This window comes from Pseudomonas tensinigenes (assembly GCF_014268445.2).
GTDB lineage: Bacteria > Pseudomonadota > Gammaproteobacteria > Pseudomonadales > Pseudomonadaceae > Aquipseudomonas > Aquipseudomonas tensinigenes.
Map to the genome: position 1 here is coordinate 1,915,765 of NZ_CP077089.1, position 17,045 is coordinate 1,932,809.

Sequence of the window (17,045 nt, forward strand, 5' to 3'; positions counted from 1 at the left end):
CAGCGGTTGATCACAGCTGCATCAACACGGCGGATTCTGGCGTAGCTGTAAGCGATGACGCGAGGTCGTGTAGCTCGATTTGTTGCCTTCACGTTTCTGATAAGCGCACATGTTCAAGCCCCCTGTGCATGAGCATTGATTCCGACGAACGGTAGCAATACCTGTAATTTCTGACAGTAGGCAGCACCCGCCATTGCGCATTAAATCGAACCCATGCAGCGGCGGTATCACCCTGTTGATACCCGCACACCAACGATTGGTTAATTGTCGCGGAGCGTCTTACATGCAGCCCCCGGAACACACACAAGACCCGCACAGTGCAAATCCGCAACCATCGGAAGTCACCGCTTTGCCGGTTCCGCGAGTGCCGGTCATTCTCAAAGACGAACTCGGTGAAGAAAGCCCCGACGGACTGTTGCCGCGTACGGAGTTGAACCGTGATCTGCAGTTGATTGTTCCTGAGTGGAACTTCACGACCGATCCTCTTCTCGGGCCCGATATTATCAAAGTGGGATTCCGCCTGCTTGGGAATGACTTTCGCGAAGTCAATGAATTTAAGTTCCCTATTCCCATCGAACCTGGGGACAAATACGTATCAGTCCCTAGGGACTATATGGACAGTGGCATCTACGACCTGTCTTACATCCTGATCCAGGGGGGCAACCCTGCTGAGTCCGCAAAAAAACGTATTACCGTGGACACGGTGGCCCCGAACTATGGTCAGGAGCCCGTCTTGCTGGAAATGCTGGATGTCGTCGGCAGTATCACCGACGACTACTTGAAGGAGCATGGGCAGGTTCGTTTTAAAGTTTGCAGTTATGCGGGAATTAAAGCCCGGGACAGAGCGATTTATTTCTGGACCGATACGGATACACCTTCCGGCTCGGAAACAGATATTGGCGAACAGGAATTCAGTCAGGCAGACATTGACCGTGATGAACTGTTTATCACCGTGCGCGAACAGGATATTCGTGACCGGGGTGAGGGGCCCCGTTATATCTATTACCGTCTACGAGACTGGGCGGGTAATAAAGGCCCCAGATCAGAACTGTTGGGGCTGTTTGTCGATCTGCTCCCGGGGCCCGGAAATCTCAAGCCGCCTCGCGTGCCGTTGTCGGACCGAGGGTTGATTGACCGCCAGCATGCCCGCGAAGGTGCGGTGGCTCAGGGAACCGTGACGGTAGAAATCGATCGTTATGACAATCCTGGTAGTGACAACGACATTCTGCTCGACTGGAATGGCACACCGCTGGCGCCGGTGCCGGTTGATCCTTCCCGCTTTCCCGTGGTCGTGCCAGTGCCTTGGTCAGCCCTGACAGCCAAGGGGCTGGGGCCCTTGACGGCGTCGGTGACTTACAAAGTGCGGCGTCCTTCAGGCCCCACGCCATCCTCTCTGGAAACCAGGGTCCCGGTAGATTTGACCCTCGCCGGACAGGACCATGCCAATGCCCCGGCATTACTCAACCCGACTCTGGCAAAAGTGGAAATATACGGCGTCAATTCGAAAGTCCTCAACACGTTGACGTCGGATGATTTTGGCGAGCCTGCCGAGGGGGTTCTCGCGCTGTTTGATGCGCCACTCGCCGGGCAGACCATCAGCCTGTTTTGGGGGGCGATCACCACACCTGCAGCGCAATATATCGTTCAGCACGGTGATGTAGCCGGTAAGCGCGTGCCGTTCACCATTCCCTGGTCGATCATTGACCAGGATCGGGAGAACCCTGCATTACCGGTCTATTACACGACCAGCAACAACGTCAACCTGCAACAGGCTCTGACAACCTCAGTCAATGTATCGATTGTGGTGATCGAAAACCTGAAGGAGCCATCCTTTCCGCATGCGAGCAGGGACGGTGTTCTTGACTGTTGTGCATGCCCGCGACTCTGGAAAGGGGTCTGGGTAAAAATCGAGGGGAATACCGCCTTCGACAAAGATGATGTTGTGACTCTGCATTGGCAAGGATGTGAAGGACTGAATGGCTCTGAACCTATTCCCGGAGTGACAGACAAGTTCCCCACGATATTGAGCGACGCGCAAGCGCGTGATGGTTTTGAAGTGCACGTTGCGGACTTTGAACGTCTGATTGCCCCTATGGTGAATGATGGCTCTGCACTGTGTCATTACACACTTAAGAAAGCCAAGGGCGGAGTGGGTAGTTCAAAAGAGGAGTTCGTCATTATCAATAGAACCCTGCCCAGCAGTATTGTCTGTTCCGATAAGGAGGGCGAGGATCACTGCGGTTCGCCCTGCGAGCATTCCGGGTGGGGTGAAAAGTTTGCAGAGTATTCGTCTGCGAAGTTGCAAGGCTTATTGAAATAAGCAGTTCTTGAGTTCCACGTTTCTCGTGTCTGACTTGAGTAGTGTCTGTTAATTGCAAGAAGTTTAACCAGTGCCAAACGTATGCCTGCGTTGTTGCGTATGCGTGGGCGTCTTCTCCAGGAGCGATAAAATGACCGTTTATAAAAAACTCACCCCCGCACAGCAAAGTCGACTGGATTACCAGAAGATCCGCTTGGCAGCCCCGAAGATGGATGCATTTCCGCCTGAAATTCACCCCGATAATCTCTTGCTGCCTGATCAACCGGGTGATGGCAAGAATCAGGTTCATCGCTCAATACAGGGCTTGCCACTGAAAATAAATATTCCTCGGTTTTCAGAAGCCGGTGCTACGCCCTCGGTGGACGGATTTATTGAATTGACGTGGAATGGCAAGAGGTTGCCGGAAACGCGTTTTACCTACCGCACGCCAATTGACGCTGCCATTCTCCTAATCGAGATGAGGCTGCCGGCCAACCTGACCGACAAAGAGGGAGAACATGAACTGAGCTATTACCTCAATCAAGGTGGGAACATCGCTAAGGTGACACCCGTGCCGATTAATGTTGACAGCACCCCGCCACTGACGGAAACGGAGGTAATTGTTCCAGCTGAAGTAGACCGTGACGGTATCACTAAAAAATATCTGGACGATATTGGTCATGTGCTGATAAGGGTTCAGGAATATCAACTCCACATGCTGAATGACAAGGTTGAATGTTTTATCGGTCGTTCCTCCGCTTTGGCGACGAGGATTGGAACAGTTGATCGCACGGATCTGACTCTGCCTTTGGAATTTAAACTGACCGCCGAAATGCTGGACGGTGAAGAGGGTGTAAGGGCTATTTATTGGAAAGTGACGGATCGCAAGGGAAATGCGAGCCTTGAGTCACCTTATAAACGATTGAACGTCACGCTGACCGACCCTCCTGCGGATTTGCAGCCGCTGGATATTCCCCTGTATATCGACAGCCTGATTGATCTGGCGGATGCTCAGGAGCCGGTAGGCGTCGGAATTAAAGATGAATATACCCACTTCCTTCCGGGTGATCAGTTGGAAGTCACCTGGGATGGCCTGTTACAGCCGGCGGTCCCGATTTCCGGTTTTCCTTTTTATGTCGATGTCCCCTTCCGCAATGTCTTCAACAGCAATGCCGGCCCGAAGACTGTTACAGCCAGTTATCAGATAAAACGCGGGGGTGCTGCCCATCCTGTTAATCCGGTCGAGCTGAACAATATCAGCGTGGATTTGCGCAAGCCAGGCACGCCAATAGATCCCGACAAGCCAGGCAACCCTAACCCCGATCTGCCAGAACTGTCAGTGCAGGGAGCCGCTGGAGGTATTCCTAATCAGCTGAGGGAGGGCGACAACGTGGATTCGGTAGTTATAACGGCTACGCTCTATACCGCGGCCAAGGAGAATGACCAGATACAGCTTTACTGGAAAGGTGAGCCGGTAAGCGAGGCAGACGGCGGGGTTGTAAAAATCGGTACTACGCTTCCAGCCGACTTGCGATTTACTGTTCTATGGAAGGTTTTCGACGACGCAGGCAATGGTAATCCTATCAAGACCCATTATGTAATCAGCCACGATGTAAACGATAACGTAGATGTTTCGCTCGCGACGGATGTTGATGTACTCATTCGTGACGGTGTCGTCCCGGAGGTGAAGTTCCAACACCTCGATGAAGACTTCGGCTTGCTGAATTGCGGTTCTTTGCGACCGGATACCGTTGCCGGCACAGTAGTCGAAGTGTTGGTCTTGGGGGGCGAGCCCCAATTGGAAGGTCAGGAATTGACGTTCACTTATCAAGGTTACGTTGACAACGGAAGCACGATTAAACCCGGTACTGAAGCCAAAGTTACATACAAACCAACTAGTCAGGAAGCAGCTGCCGGGTTCATTGTAAGGATTCCCTATGATCCGGCGGTACTGGCTACGGAAAACGCTTGGGGAGGCATAATTTACTCGGCTGTAATTGACGGGCGCGACACACCCTCCGTACAACATGTGGTGAGGGTTTATATGAAAGATCCGGGGACGGGTGGCACATGCCCGCTGCCTTGAGTAGGCGCTGAAGTTGCCAGGGAAGGTACTGTACGTACCTTCCCTTTTAAATGTTTAACAAGTAGCCGGTGAGAAGTGGTTACGAATTATTTTACGGACTTTTACCCTGCAAAAGTCAGAAAAATCCTACGTTGGTTGGGGTGTGGCAATCGGTATCGTACGACGCTGAATTATCTGGCGGGTAAACAAATTTGCCGGAGTTAATTAAACGAAGGATAGTCAATCATGAAACCCGAAGTCTTTTCATTCTGCAGAGTCGCTTCCACCGGAAGCTTTCGAATGCTGGTAGCGATACCGGCATTTTTTATGTTGGGTTCTCCCGCGTTGGCGGTCATCGTCGATAACAGCACGCTGGATGTAGATTCGACAGTGCCGGCCACTGATTATCTGGTGCGCAATAACGGGGTACTGAATCTGACCCGGGCCAGTACTCAAAACCTCAACGTGGTTTCCGGATCGACATTGAACATCAATGGCGCCACGGTGAATGCTGAACCTGGCATTGAGGGGATTTCCATCTCGGACAGTCGAGGCACTCTTGTGCAGGCCAATGTCACCAGCGACTGGATAGGAATGATGGTCAATCGGTCTTTCTCCTCGACGCAGGGGTCGACTGTCACCGCGACTGACAGTCAATTCAGGGGGGGCGAAGCCGGGATACAGATAACCGCGTTGAGCCACCTGACACTGATCGGCAGTGAAGTCACGGGGCAGGCCGCGGGCAGTGTCGGCTTGAATATGATCGGCGGTGAGGTGCACGCTACTGACGGTACTCGTATCAGCGGCGAACGGGCGGGGGTACGGATGGTCAACGACTCGTCCGTTTCAGGCAGTAGCAATACGCTGGTACTGGACGGTGCCAGTGTTGAGGGGCGCAACGGGCCGGCCATAGAAGTTGCCCGTGGCGCAAACGTCAGCATCGAGGTGCTGAACAACTCCACTCTGCAGGGTAGCGCAGATCAATTACTGGTGGTTCAAGAGGCTTCGACCGCCGCTGTAACGGTTGGCAGCAGTACGTTGAATGGCAACTTTGCAGTGACGGGTTCCAGCACGGCTGATTTCATCTTCGACCGAGGCCATATGACCGGAGACGTGCTGGTTGAGGACGGCTCGACGGCCAGCGTCACCCTGCAGAACCAGTCGCAATTCACCGGCAGCCTGGACAAGGTCGCCGGCGTCAACATCAACGACAATTCAAACTGGACCCTGACCGGCGATGACTCTGTTGGCGCAATGCGCATGGAAGCAGGACGAGTTACTTTCGGCGCGGCGCAAGAGCCCGCGACCTACTATCGACTGACGATCGGTTCGCTCGCCGGTACCGGTACGTTTGAGATGAAAGGTGATTTTGCCAGTGGTGAGAGTGATTTCCTCAATGTTCTTGGTCAGTCAGAGGGGCAGTTCGATCTCGCTGTGAAGGCTTCGGGGCTGGATGCGTTGTCGCCGCAGCAATTGACGCTAGTGCGTACCGGCACCACCGACGGTGCGAATTTTGCGCTGGCCGGCGATCAGCGGGTGGATGTCGGGACCTGGTCTTATGGGTTGGCCAGTCGGGAAATCGAGGGGGGAGCGAAGGAGTGGTTTCTCGACCCGACCACCGAAGTCATCAGCCCCGGCGCGCGCTCGGTACTGGCCTTGTTCAACACCGCGCCGACCGTGTGGTACGGCGAGTTGTCGTCGTTGCGCAGCCGCATGGGAGAGCTGCGTTTCAATGGCGGACAGTCCGGTGGCTGGATCCGCACGTACGGCAACAAATACAACGTGGCCGACGGTTCGGGCGTGGGCTACCAGCAGTCGCAGCAGGGCCTGTCCCTTGGCGCTGACGCCCGAGTGGGTGAAAGCCAGGTACTGGTGGGCGTGCTGGCGGGCACCAGCGAGTCCGATCTGGACTTGAACCGTGGCACCTCGGGCACGGTGAAAAGTTACTACGTCGGCCCCTACGTGACCTGGCTCGACAGCGATAGCGGTTATTACTTCGACGGCGTGCTCAAGTTCAACCGCTTTCGCAACGAGTCCAAGGTCCGCCTGAGTGACGGCAGCCGCACCAAAGGCGATTACGATAACTGGGGTATGGGCGGTTCGGCGGAATTCGGTCGTCATATAAAACTGGCAGACGGCTACTTCGTCGAGCCTTTCACACAACTGTCGGCGGTGCAGATCCAGGGTAAACGCTACACGCTGAACAACGACATGCAGGCCGATGGCGATCGCATGCGCTCTCTGCTGGGCAAGGCCGGTGCCACGTTCGGGCGCAACTTCGGTTTCGGTAACGGCGCTGTCGCGCAGCCTTACGTGCGCGCGGCGATCGCTCATGAGTTCGCCTCGAACAACGAAGTGAAGGTCAACAACAACGTGTTCAACAATGACTTGTCGGGTTCCCGGGCGGAGTTTGGTGCGGGGGTGGCGGTGGCCATGTCGGCGCAATGGCAGGTGCATGCCGATTTCGACTACGCCAAAGGCGAGCATATCGAGCAGCCTTGGGGGGCGAATGTCGGGGTGAGGTATAGCTGGTAAGTAATCGCGTCATATTTTTTATTAAACGTTAATAAAAAACGCCTCGCAAAATTGCGAGGCGTTTTGCTGAAGCCATCGGAGTGCACTATGCGACCCCGATCCCAAGAGGATATTGGGCATAGTGCTGGACGTGGGCCTCCTGCCCCGTCACGAGATTTTTCATATAAAGGCGCAAGAACGGAAGATTTGCTGCAACGTTGGTTGACCAATAATAACCATTGCCCATAGGCCAACGATTTCCGTATAGGTTGAAGATTTCTCTCAGTTGAGCGAGGGGCGTCGGGTAAGTCCCTTTCGCATAGGCTCGTCTCGTAATAGTGTGATAGTCGCCGTTGCCCAATCCAAAGCATTGTAAGACGCCGGTCACTTCTACTTCGTAACCTGGAGCAGTGGTCGTTCCATCAGTCACTTTGATTTGTGCTCTGCCCTTGCCTCTGACCGTGACAAGGCCAGTACCGTCTACAACGGCCACTCGTTCATTGCTGGAAGTGTAATGATAATTAGAATTTGGATTTCCTCCGGACGCCCGATGATGAGTCGACGTGCCCGGTCCAAAAGGCGGGAGTACTTTAGGATGCTCCGGCAGTAAATATATCTTACCGCTCAATAACACTTTGGTGGTGTTGAACACCAGCGGCGGAATCGGCGAAATGACCGAAAAACGGCGAGACACCGTATCCTGTCCGGTACTGATGGCCTTGGCTTTGACTTCATGTTGGCCAAGGCCTACCGGCAATGTCGTACTCCAAATGTTGCCGACCGCGCGCACTGTGTGCTTCGGGTTGTCGTTATCGTAAATCTGGACCTGGCGGTTGGGTGTGACGGTGCCTCGCAGGGTCACCGAAGTACTTTTGGTCTGCCCACCCGGTTGAACCTCACTTATGCCGTCATGGACCGATGTCAGTGTGGGGGCGATGTGGGCGGCGACGGAAAAGTTCCTTGGTTCACTGTCCACCGGAACAGCACCATACAATGCTCTGGCAATAATGCTGTGGGAGGTGATCGCCAGACTGGTGACCTGCGCCGTCCACGTTTTGTTGGCCGTGACGTTGATCGGTGAGCCAACGGGCACGCCGTTGTTGTAGAGCTGTATCTGTTCTCTCGGAGTGGCTCCACCGCTTAAGGTGACCGTACTGTCATACGTGATTGCGCCTTGCGCAACCGGGCCGACGGAGTCGACGGCGGCCGTGATCGTCGGAGAAATAAAGGCAGCCACGGTAAACACCCGGGGCGGGGCTGACTCCGGATTACTGCCGTATTCGGCCCTCGCGATCAGACGGTAGATATTCAAGGTCAGATTGTTGAAGACATAATCCCAATCGCCACTGGGCTTGACGTCCACGGTGGTGATTGGCTTATTGACGTCGAGCAGGGTGATTTTCTCGTTGGGGCTGGCTTTGCCGGTCAGAGTAACGGTTCGGTAATAAGTGGTGCCATCCATGGGGACGTCACTGCGGATATCGCTCACCCGTGAAATCGTCGGTGTCACGGCCTGAGCCACCACGAAGGTTCTGGGGCTGCCCACCGGCGGATCAATATCGTATAGCGCCTCGGCGGTGAGGCTATAAGTCTTGATCTTCAGATTGTTAAGGCGGTGACTCCATTTGCCCTGCTCGTCGACATCCAGGGTAATGGCCGGCGCATCGGCGCCGAGCAAGCGCACTTGCAGGTTGGGGGTCGCGCTGCCTTCCACGAAGACACTGTTGTCATAAGTGGTGGCGCCCGGTTGGACGGGGCCTCGCGAGTCGGTGATGGCGAGGACTTCGGGTGTTTCTGCAAATTTGACGGTAAAGGTTCTGGGCGTGCTGGATACAGGATCAGCGTCATAAAGAGCCTTGGCGGTGATGCTGTAGTTTCTCTCCGTCAAAATGCCGATCTTGCGGCTCCAGATGCTGTCCGTTCCGACTTTTGCAGTTCCCATTGAAGTGGAAATTGCATCGAACAGCTCAATGGTTTCCTCTCGGGTGGCAGTGCCGGTGATGGTGACTTCATTATCGCGGGTTTTACCACCTTCTTCGATGTCACTGCGTGAATCCGACACTCGGGTAATGACCGGAGTGATGTAGTCATAGCGGGTTCTGATAGTCAGTGGCAACCGGGGAAAAACATAAGCGCGATCTTCCACACCGTCACCATCGAATGCCACTTTGCAAACGACGGTGGCCGGGGTGGAGTGACCCAGTTTCATCAGTTCGCTTTTGAGCAGTGTTTCATTGAGGCCGTTGCTTATTTGCGTCGGTGTTATTTCCTTGCCGTCAATGATCTTGATGATGTGCCGGGTACCGGATGCGGTTTCTCCCTCAAGTAACAACCAGATGACTTGTTTCGGTGCAATGTAATACCACGTTGGGACTAAAACTTTCGCATCGCCGCTGAATGTCATCAGATCCAGAACGTTATTCGCTGCTTGGGGGACTTGCGGGCGAGGCAACTGATTTTCCGGGTCGGAAAACCCTGAAATGTAAAGATCCAGTGTTTGCGAAGGCGTCGTGATGGTATAGCGCGTTACCTCATATTGAACCGTGACGCGTCTGTCGATGTTTGCACCCACCACTGTAGCTGGCAGGTGGAATCGAACAGTGCCGCTCGAGTGCCCTGGCAGCTCAAGATCCTCGGATGTGCCCGCTCCCGGCGAGCCCAGCCACTTCAACCCGATCATGTCCTGCTCGGACTTCATGCTCGGGTAACCTACGCTCACATCGACGCCCGTCAACCCACTCATCGGGTCCAGTGTTCCGTCAGGCGCCTGAATAACATCGGGCGGCGGCAAATCCCCCACCAACTCACCAATGAGCAGATCCAGCGTGGCCGAATATTCATGTCGTCCGTTCGAGGCGCGCAACACCGAATAACGCACTTTCACGTACTGCCCGATGTTCGACGTGACATATTCCTTGTCGACTCTGAAGCGCACAGGCTGGCCTTCACTCACAGTGGTGATCGGCACCCAGTCGCTGGTACTGCCGAAGGGGTTGGGGCTTCGCCAGTAGTACGTCAGCACATCGCCTCTGAAGGTTTTCGCCTCGCCGATCAGCACATGAACGCTGTCGAACACCTTCGACGGATCAAGCACATCCCCCGGCGGCTCGGCCTCCTCGACAACAGGTTTGGGCAGCGTTGCCCGGATCTTCTCGACTTTAGCCAGCAAGCGCTCGGACTCCGTGATAGCGAGAAGACCCGGTGCATCGTTGGCGACGACATAGGAAAGGTCGAGCGTGCCGTTATCAAGCACACTGATGTGTTCATCATTGATGTAGAACGTCACCACGCCTTCCTTGGCTTCGTTGTCGCTGACGATATGCGGAACCTCGTGCTCATACTCGTCGCCATTGGACCGGGTGCCATACCATCTCAGGCAGATCAGATCGCCGTTTTTCATGCCGTAGCGCACATCGACAGTGGCGTAGGGCTCGTCCGGTTCGAGGGTGTCGCCGATCAGTTCGCGAAGGGTCGGCTCGGGCAACATGTTGACGTCGCCCACTACAGTCGCAATGGTCCGCTCGGAAGACAGCGGGTCGCCACCGTCCTTTTTGTAGAGAATATAAGAGGCGTCGGCTCTGCCCAGAGCGAGGGCCCTGATCAAGTCATAGGGCACCTTGATTTCCAGCACCGCGGGAATGTTGTCGATCTCGCGGGTTGCGCTGCAAACGATCGGTTCAGCGTTGCCTGGCGGTTTACCGATGAAGGTCATTTCCACGTTGTCGCCCAGACTGAAGTCCTTGGGGTTGACGTGGATCTGTACTGTTACCGGCAGCTTGTTCAAATCCCGGATGGTAATGACTTTATTGACCGCTTCCTTGAAGATTGGCGGTTCCAGGCGCCAGCCGCCGGCGTCCACGTCAATGTAGGTGCGTTTGGAATGGCGGTCGGCCCAGTTCCACACTTCATCATTGATGTCGTATTTGATTTCCCGTTTCAGGCCATCGCCGGCGCGGAGAATGTGTTCCTGTTCGATGCGGATTTCGATCGGTTGCTTCTTGTCGGCCTGGTCTTGGGTAATGAGGTGCGCGGGTAGCGAATAGTCGCCTACCTGCAATCTGACTTTATCGTTTCGCGTGCAGCACACGTAGTGAGGGATTGTGACCGGCACCCCGTTTTTTGCCCATTCGGCGTCTATGACGCCCTGTTCGACCAGCTCGGGCGGCAACTGCACGATGTTCAGTTCTGAATGGCCGTCGGGCAAATGGGGTGCCTTGTCACGATTTCCCGGCTTGTAAAGCTTGATCAATACCCGCAAGGACGCCGGCGGTGGATCGGGCTGAGTCTCGCCCACGCGGGTCAGTACATAATGGCAATTCTCAGCCCACCCCGACTCTGCCGGCGTCGGCAAATAGAAGAACACCCGCTGATTGACTTCGTCGGCCGCTACGAATCGTTCGAGCACTTTCTCGTTGTTCCAGTGGATCTCGAGTTTGTCCCCCTCTTTCATGGGGGGCAGATAAGGATTGATCACGCAAAGCAGGCCCTGCGGATCGTCGGTGGCGACATTGATGTTGATACCGCCATCGCCGTCTTGCGTCGGTTCGAGCATCCCTGGAATCAGCAGCGGGCGCAGTACCAGTGTGTCATTGCCTTCCCTCAGGGGAGGGAAGCGGAAGAGTGTGTGAGAAGGCATCAGGCAAGACCTCTTGAAGAGCGCGCAGGCGTCGTGTGGTAGTCGAATTCATCGAGAGGCGGGGTGCTTGCAAGCGCGGGGTGGATGGCGAACATGGGCGTGCACTCCGTGTCGGGTGATGGAGTGATTGAACCTGTGTTGAAGGGTTTGCACACCTGTCAAGTCTGACAGGTTTCGTGTGTTATCCGACGAGTGGTCGTCTGTGGCCTGGACGAGAAAATGTTGCTGTCGAAACGGCAAAAACCGCTGTCCCGATTCAACGGGGCAGCGGTTTTTTATGCCTGAAGACATGTGCTGGCTGTGAGGTCGCCTTCGTCGGATCGCCGCCCGGAGCAAGCCTGCTCCCACAGGTTCGGCGGTGTGAACACAGCCTGGTGATCGACACCGATCCCTGTGGGAGCGAGCCTGCTCGCGAAGGCGTCAGCCGCCCCGACTCAGCACTCAAGGTGCGTCACAGAGGCGCGCTACTGCGGCAACTCCAGATTATCCATCACCCGATTCACCGCCAGCTCGCCGAGCATGATCAGCTGTGCAATCCCCAACAAAGTACGACGCTGCGACGCGGGTATGAGGTGGGCGAAGTCATGGGCGATGGTTCTGGCTGAGGCGAGCGTTTCGCTGGCATCGGCCAGCAGTTCCTCGTTTTTGAAGTCCGCGGTGACGGCGTACATCCGGCGGGTTTTGCGTGGCGGTGGGGTGGAGCCGGGTGGGCAGAGGTAGTGATCGAGGGCGCGGTCGGCGGCTTCGTGGAGTTTTTTTGAATCGAGGGATTCGTAGGGCGAAGTTGGGTCGGTTTCGGGTGGGTTTGGCGTTGGTTTGATCATGGTGAAGCTCCTGAATTTATGGAGCCACTCTTTCTCTGTCGCTAAACAGGTGAAGGTGGCAGCTGTACGCAGGTTAGCGAACCGGTCTCAGGCACACCGGTAGACCCAAAGGTCTCCCGCATACAGCCGCCATAACGTAATTGCGGGCGAAGAGTCCCACAACGAAGCCACGAACGCTGATGCACTGAGTTGGTCCGGGTCGCTAAACCCGATCGCTGATTCGTCAGCGACCGATCCACAATAGAACCCGACCCCAAAGCGCACAAGCCGGCGGATTCTGGCTTGGCTGTAGGCAATGGCGCAAGGATTTGTAGCCTTGAGACCGTATCTGCAGGTGTCTTTTAAACTCATTGTTTAAAAAGCAAGGGCCGCTGCCTTATGCAGCTCTCTGGAGACGTAAATCCCTGTAGGTGCTGCCGGAAGCTGCGGTGCTTTGGCATTTCAAGAATGGTTAAATAAAACCGTCCCCAAATTGGCTTTTCCTTCGGTTAACTATCACTGATCGATGTTTACTCAAGTAAGTGCGCGGTTTTTACGGCAGATTTACATTAGGTTATTTAATTCCATATGTTTGTACATTTATTGCCGATCCGATCCCGAGCGAATTAATTATGTAAGAGAAAGTGTGGTATTCAGGAGCATAAAATCGCCCTACAACATATTGAGTTTGAGGCACTCCACCCACCCACCAGCTCTGCCCCCAGAAAAAACTATTCGGGTACGTTGAGTAGCCGCTCGCAAGCAGAGATCTGGCATCTGCTTCAGTAGGCAGGCGAGTACCTGAGGCGGCGATCGCAGCATTAGTTCTTTCCCAGGCATTTGAACCAACTGAAGTCGGATATCCAGAGTGGACTTCTATCCAAACTTTAGCGTTTATGACCATCACGCTATAGCTTGCAAGGTTATTTGCAGAATCCGTAACTTCAATTATCGCAGTACCATTTCCTGAAGCAACTACTTTTCCGTTTTGTTTATCCACTATGGCCGCGTCAGTATTTTTTGAAGTGTATGAGTAGGGTGGAACTCCGCCAACTATTGGCTGCGTATGGGTCGCCATTGCCGGTGGAGTAGGGGGCGGATTTCCTTGAATAACGCTATAGCCAGTGACATCCATCGTTTTATCCGGTCCTGCATTCAATGCGCGCGTGACAGTCAGATTGCGTACTTGCGAATGCACCGGACTGCTGTGGTAAAGGGATTTGGCATAAAGCCTGCGACCGCCTACATCGACTGTGATTGTGCACTCCCATTCGCCTGTGGCGACATCTGCCTTCGCTATGCCCTTGCGCACAGCACTTGCGCCGTTGCCATCATAAATTTCGACATCCTGCCCCTTACTGGCAGTACCTTTGAGCTTCAGCGTGGTGCTGACGGTTGTTTGTCCTTCGGATACTTCTACGTCCCTGTCGTCCAGCACATTCACGAGCGTTGGGGCGATCACTGCTGTCACTGTCAAAGTCCAGACCGCCGATTCGACACCCGTGCCATACAAGGCCCTGGCCTTGAAGTTGTGCACTGTCAGGCTCAGGTTTTTCACTTCCAGTTCCCATTTGCCGGTGGTGGCATTCACCAGCGCTTTGCCTTTCGACGCCGCCCCGTCAAAAATCTCTACGTTCAGGCGTGGCGTCCCGGTGCCGGTCAACTTGATGCTGGTATCGAGGGTCACGGTGTTTTTGGGTATTTCCACTCCTTTGGAGTCCTTCACCGAGGTAATGGCAGGGATCACTGCATTCGAATACGTGAGGATTCTGCCGGCTGATTCCTGGCCGGACCCATAATCTGCTTTGGCCTTGAACGTACGAGTCCCAATGGCGGTCAGCGTGGCGGTATATGTCCAGATGCCAGTGCCGTCGACCGGGTGCTTGCCCCTTGACGCGGCGCCTTCGAATACCTCGACCTGCTGATTGGGCGCGGCGGTACCGGTCAAGGTTACAACGGGATCGACCGTACCACCGTCGTGCACAATTTCTGCGCCTTTGGAGTCTTTCACCGAGGTGATCTCCGGTTTCACATCTTCCACAGCCTTGACCTTGTATGTCTTCACCGGCCCGACAATCGCGTCCGCTTCGACCTGACTTGAGGTCAGTGCCAGTTTGTAATGCAGCTCCAGATCTGTGTCGTGCCCCAGATCCTTCAAATAACTGTAGGGGATGACCTGCTCATATTTTCCGGTGTCGATCCAGGCCTGATAGACCGCGGAGCCCGGTACTTTCCACACCACGCGATCATGCTCATTTCCTTGAGCATTCTTGCCCTTGAGCACCAGCCGCACGGGGTGACCAGCTTTCATGAACGCCCACACCCCGGCGCGGAATGTCGCGCCCGCCGTGACCTTGCTCAGATCCAGCTCATCCCCCTCGGCCTGCACGATGCTGAGCTTGTCCAGCTCCGCAGCGGGCAGCGGTGTGACTGTCACCGTGAGCGCTAGCGATGGGAATTTGTGGGTTCCCTGCGTTACTTCGTATTGGAGCGTGAAAGTTTTCGCCGTGTTGCCGATGTTGGCGGCAATCGCTTCCGGCGGGATCAGAAATTCAACGCTGCCACTGGCGACCCCCGATTTGGGCGCGATGGTCGGAGAGCCGGCGCCGGGCGTACCGCTCATGGTCAGTTGAATGCTGTGTTTGTCGCTCATGCCGGTGTAGGCCACGACTACCCGGCCACCGGTTTGGGCGTTGAGCGGTGCCAGAGTCACAGCGGCGCCGCTGCCTTGCGCTTGCGGCATCTGCGGCAGTGGCAAAGGATTTTCCAGCGCCACCCCGACATCGAACTTCAACGGCTCGGCATAACTCGTCCCGCCGGCGGCGCGTTTGATCTCGTACCGGGCGATCACCGATCCGCCTTCATTGCCCTTGATCAGCTCGGCCCCGATGGGGAAGGGCACCGGTTGGCCGGCGGTGAATTCGTTCAGCTTGATCGAGTCGGTATATTCGCCGGTGATCGAACCGTGCCAGAACATGAAGACTTCATCGCCTTTGACCGTTTCGGTGTACACCACCGTCAGGGTGGTGCCGGCGGTGTCGGCGGGCAGGACGCCGTTCACCACGCCGGCCACTTCCGGTTGCGGCAGTTCCAGGCGGGCCTCGCCGACTTGCAGGATCGCAGTGTGGATCGACTCGCGAATGGCGCGGGTGGTCTCGTACGGGTCCAGCGTGGCGAGCACCGTCTCGGCGATCAATTGCTGGTAGTAGAACTCGGCCTTGCCGCCGTTGACCGGGGCCAGGTGTTTGCCGTCGATGTTGTACAGCAGCGGTTGGGCCGCGACGATGTCGTTACGGGTGATAAGGCGCGTCGGCAGGTCAGGCAGGTAGGGCTTGAGGCCTGGCGTGGTGCCGAGCATGAATATCTTGAGGACCTGGCCTTCGGCAAAGGATTTGTCGAAGGGGATTTCGACACGCACCTGGGGCAGTGCGGGATCCAGTGCTCCGGAGTTCTCGTCCAGCATTTTCGGCGCGGCCAGCCGTTGGACTTCGCCGATGGCGCGGATGAATTGGCCTTTGGAACGTAGATCAGGGGATGCGTCGGCCTTTTCCAAGCGGTACGACAAGGTGATCTGCGACTTGGCCAACTGGCGCAGCACGGCGTTGGGAACCTTGTCGTCAGTAACGCTCGGCACGCTTGTCAACGCCGCGCCTTCTACTTCCAGATCAATCGGTGGCCCTTCGACCGGTGTGCCCTTGATCCTGATGTAGGGAATGTCACCGACCGTGAACTTGCTGGTATCCGTGGCGATGATTTGCACGGTGCCGTCGGCGTCGCCCAGCTTGTCGACGTCCAGCACGTTGTTCAGTGTTTCCTTGAGCAACGGCGCCCCCAGCCGTGTTGCATCCACCGCCACCACGATGCGTTGCTCGGCACTCCAGTCCTCGGAGCGGTTAAAGACGCAGTCGTACACCTCGAAAACCACGGCCACGCCGGACGTTTCCGCATCACCGGCCTCTCGGATGATCGCTTCCGTGATGCTGATGATGATCGGCGCCTTGCCTTCGGCCTGTTCCTGAGTCAGCGCAGCACTGAACACGTAGATGCCGCCCCAGCTGAGACGACAGACATCGCCCGCCGCCGCGAAGGGGTAGGGCGGTGTGCCGTCAGCCTTGCCAATGCTGATCGGCACGCCAGCGGCGACGTTGTCCTTGTCGATGCCGCCGTCAACGATCTCCTTGGGAATCGTCATGATCAGCTTGGAGTGCCCGCCATCATCGTTGTCGTCATCGCCGCCGGGGCGCGTGAGTTTGACCAGCACCTGCATGACTTCGGACGCTTGATCCATGCCGCCCAGGGGCTTGACCACATAGGACACCGCAAAACGGCCATCGACCATGTGCCGGGACGGCACGAACATGCGCAACTGCGTATTGACCTCGGTCGCGTCGACAGTTTCCACCCAGACGTTCTGCCCGGTGCCCCAAAAGATCGTCAACCTGTCGCCTTGCGCCATGTTCCCCCACGGCCCGGCCTGGCACAGCAGACCGTTAAGGGGAAAGTTGCCCAGCGCGGCCGCGATGTTGATGCCCCAGATGTCGGGATCCTGCGATACCGGGTCCTTGCTGCGACCGGGGATGTTGAGTTCTGTGAGGGCGAGAGGCTGATCAGGCGTCGACATGGCATAGGCTCCGTGCGGGAAGGGGACGGAGTGATTGAACGGCTAAACGGCAAATTGCGCACCTGTCAGATCTGACAGGTGCACGGGGGTATCCGACGAGCGGTTGT

At 55.9% G+C, this 17,045-nt stretch carries 6 protein-coding genes; 3 read left to right on the forward strand and 3 right to left on the reverse strand.

Annotation, left to right across the window (positions count from 1 at the left end; all coding sequences use genetic code 11):
- Positions 1–283 precede the first annotated feature (283 nt).
- From HU718_RS08485 to HU718_RS08495, 3 genes are all read left to right on the forward strand, one after another.
- Entirely contained in the window at positions 284–2,320 is a 2,037-nt protein-coding gene (locus HU718_RS08485) for a hypothetical protein (RefSeq protein WP_225936845.1), read from the forward strand.
- 130 nt (positions 2,321–2,450) lie between these two features.
- Positions 2,451–4,385 (forward strand): hypothetical protein, encoded by a 1,935-nt coding sequence (locus HU718_RS08490; protein WP_186612761.1) that lies wholly within the window; start codon positions 2,451–2,453, stop codon positions 4,383–4,385.
- Positions 4,386–4,610: 225 nt separating this feature from the next.
- Positions 4,611–6,899 carry an autotransporter outer membrane beta-barrel domain-containing protein gene (locus tag HU718_RS08495; protein WP_186612763.1) on the forward strand — a complete coding sequence of 763 codons (2,289 nt, stop codon included), beginning with the start codon at positions 4,611–4,613 and terminating at the stop codon, positions 6,897–6,899.
- A gap of 85 nt (positions 6,900–6,984) precedes the next feature.
- Here the strand turns inward: HU718_RS08495 and HU718_RS29615 are convergent, their stop codons facing one another.
- From HU718_RS29615 to HU718_RS08510, 3 genes are all read right to left on the reverse strand, one after another.
- Positions 6,985–11,514 carry an immunoglobulin-like domain-containing protein gene (locus HU718_RS29615; RefSeq protein WP_225936847.1) on the reverse strand — a complete coding sequence of 1,510 codons (4,530 nt, stop codon included), beginning with the start codon at positions 11,512–11,514 and terminating at the stop codon, positions 6,985–6,987.
- Positions 11,515–11,978: 464 nt separating this feature from the next.
- Positions 11,979–12,338, reverse strand: coding sequence for a DUF6124 family protein (locus HU718_RS08505; protein ID WP_102900463.1), 360 nt, complete (start codon positions 12,336–12,338; stop codon positions 11,979–11,981).
- 553 nt (positions 12,339–12,891) lie between these two features.
- Positions 12,892–16,938, reverse strand: coding sequence for an immunoglobulin-like domain-containing protein (locus tag HU718_RS08510; protein ID WP_217868264.1), 4,047 nt, complete (start codon positions 16,936–16,938; stop codon positions 12,892–12,894).
- Positions 16,939–17,045: the final 107 nt, after the last annotated feature.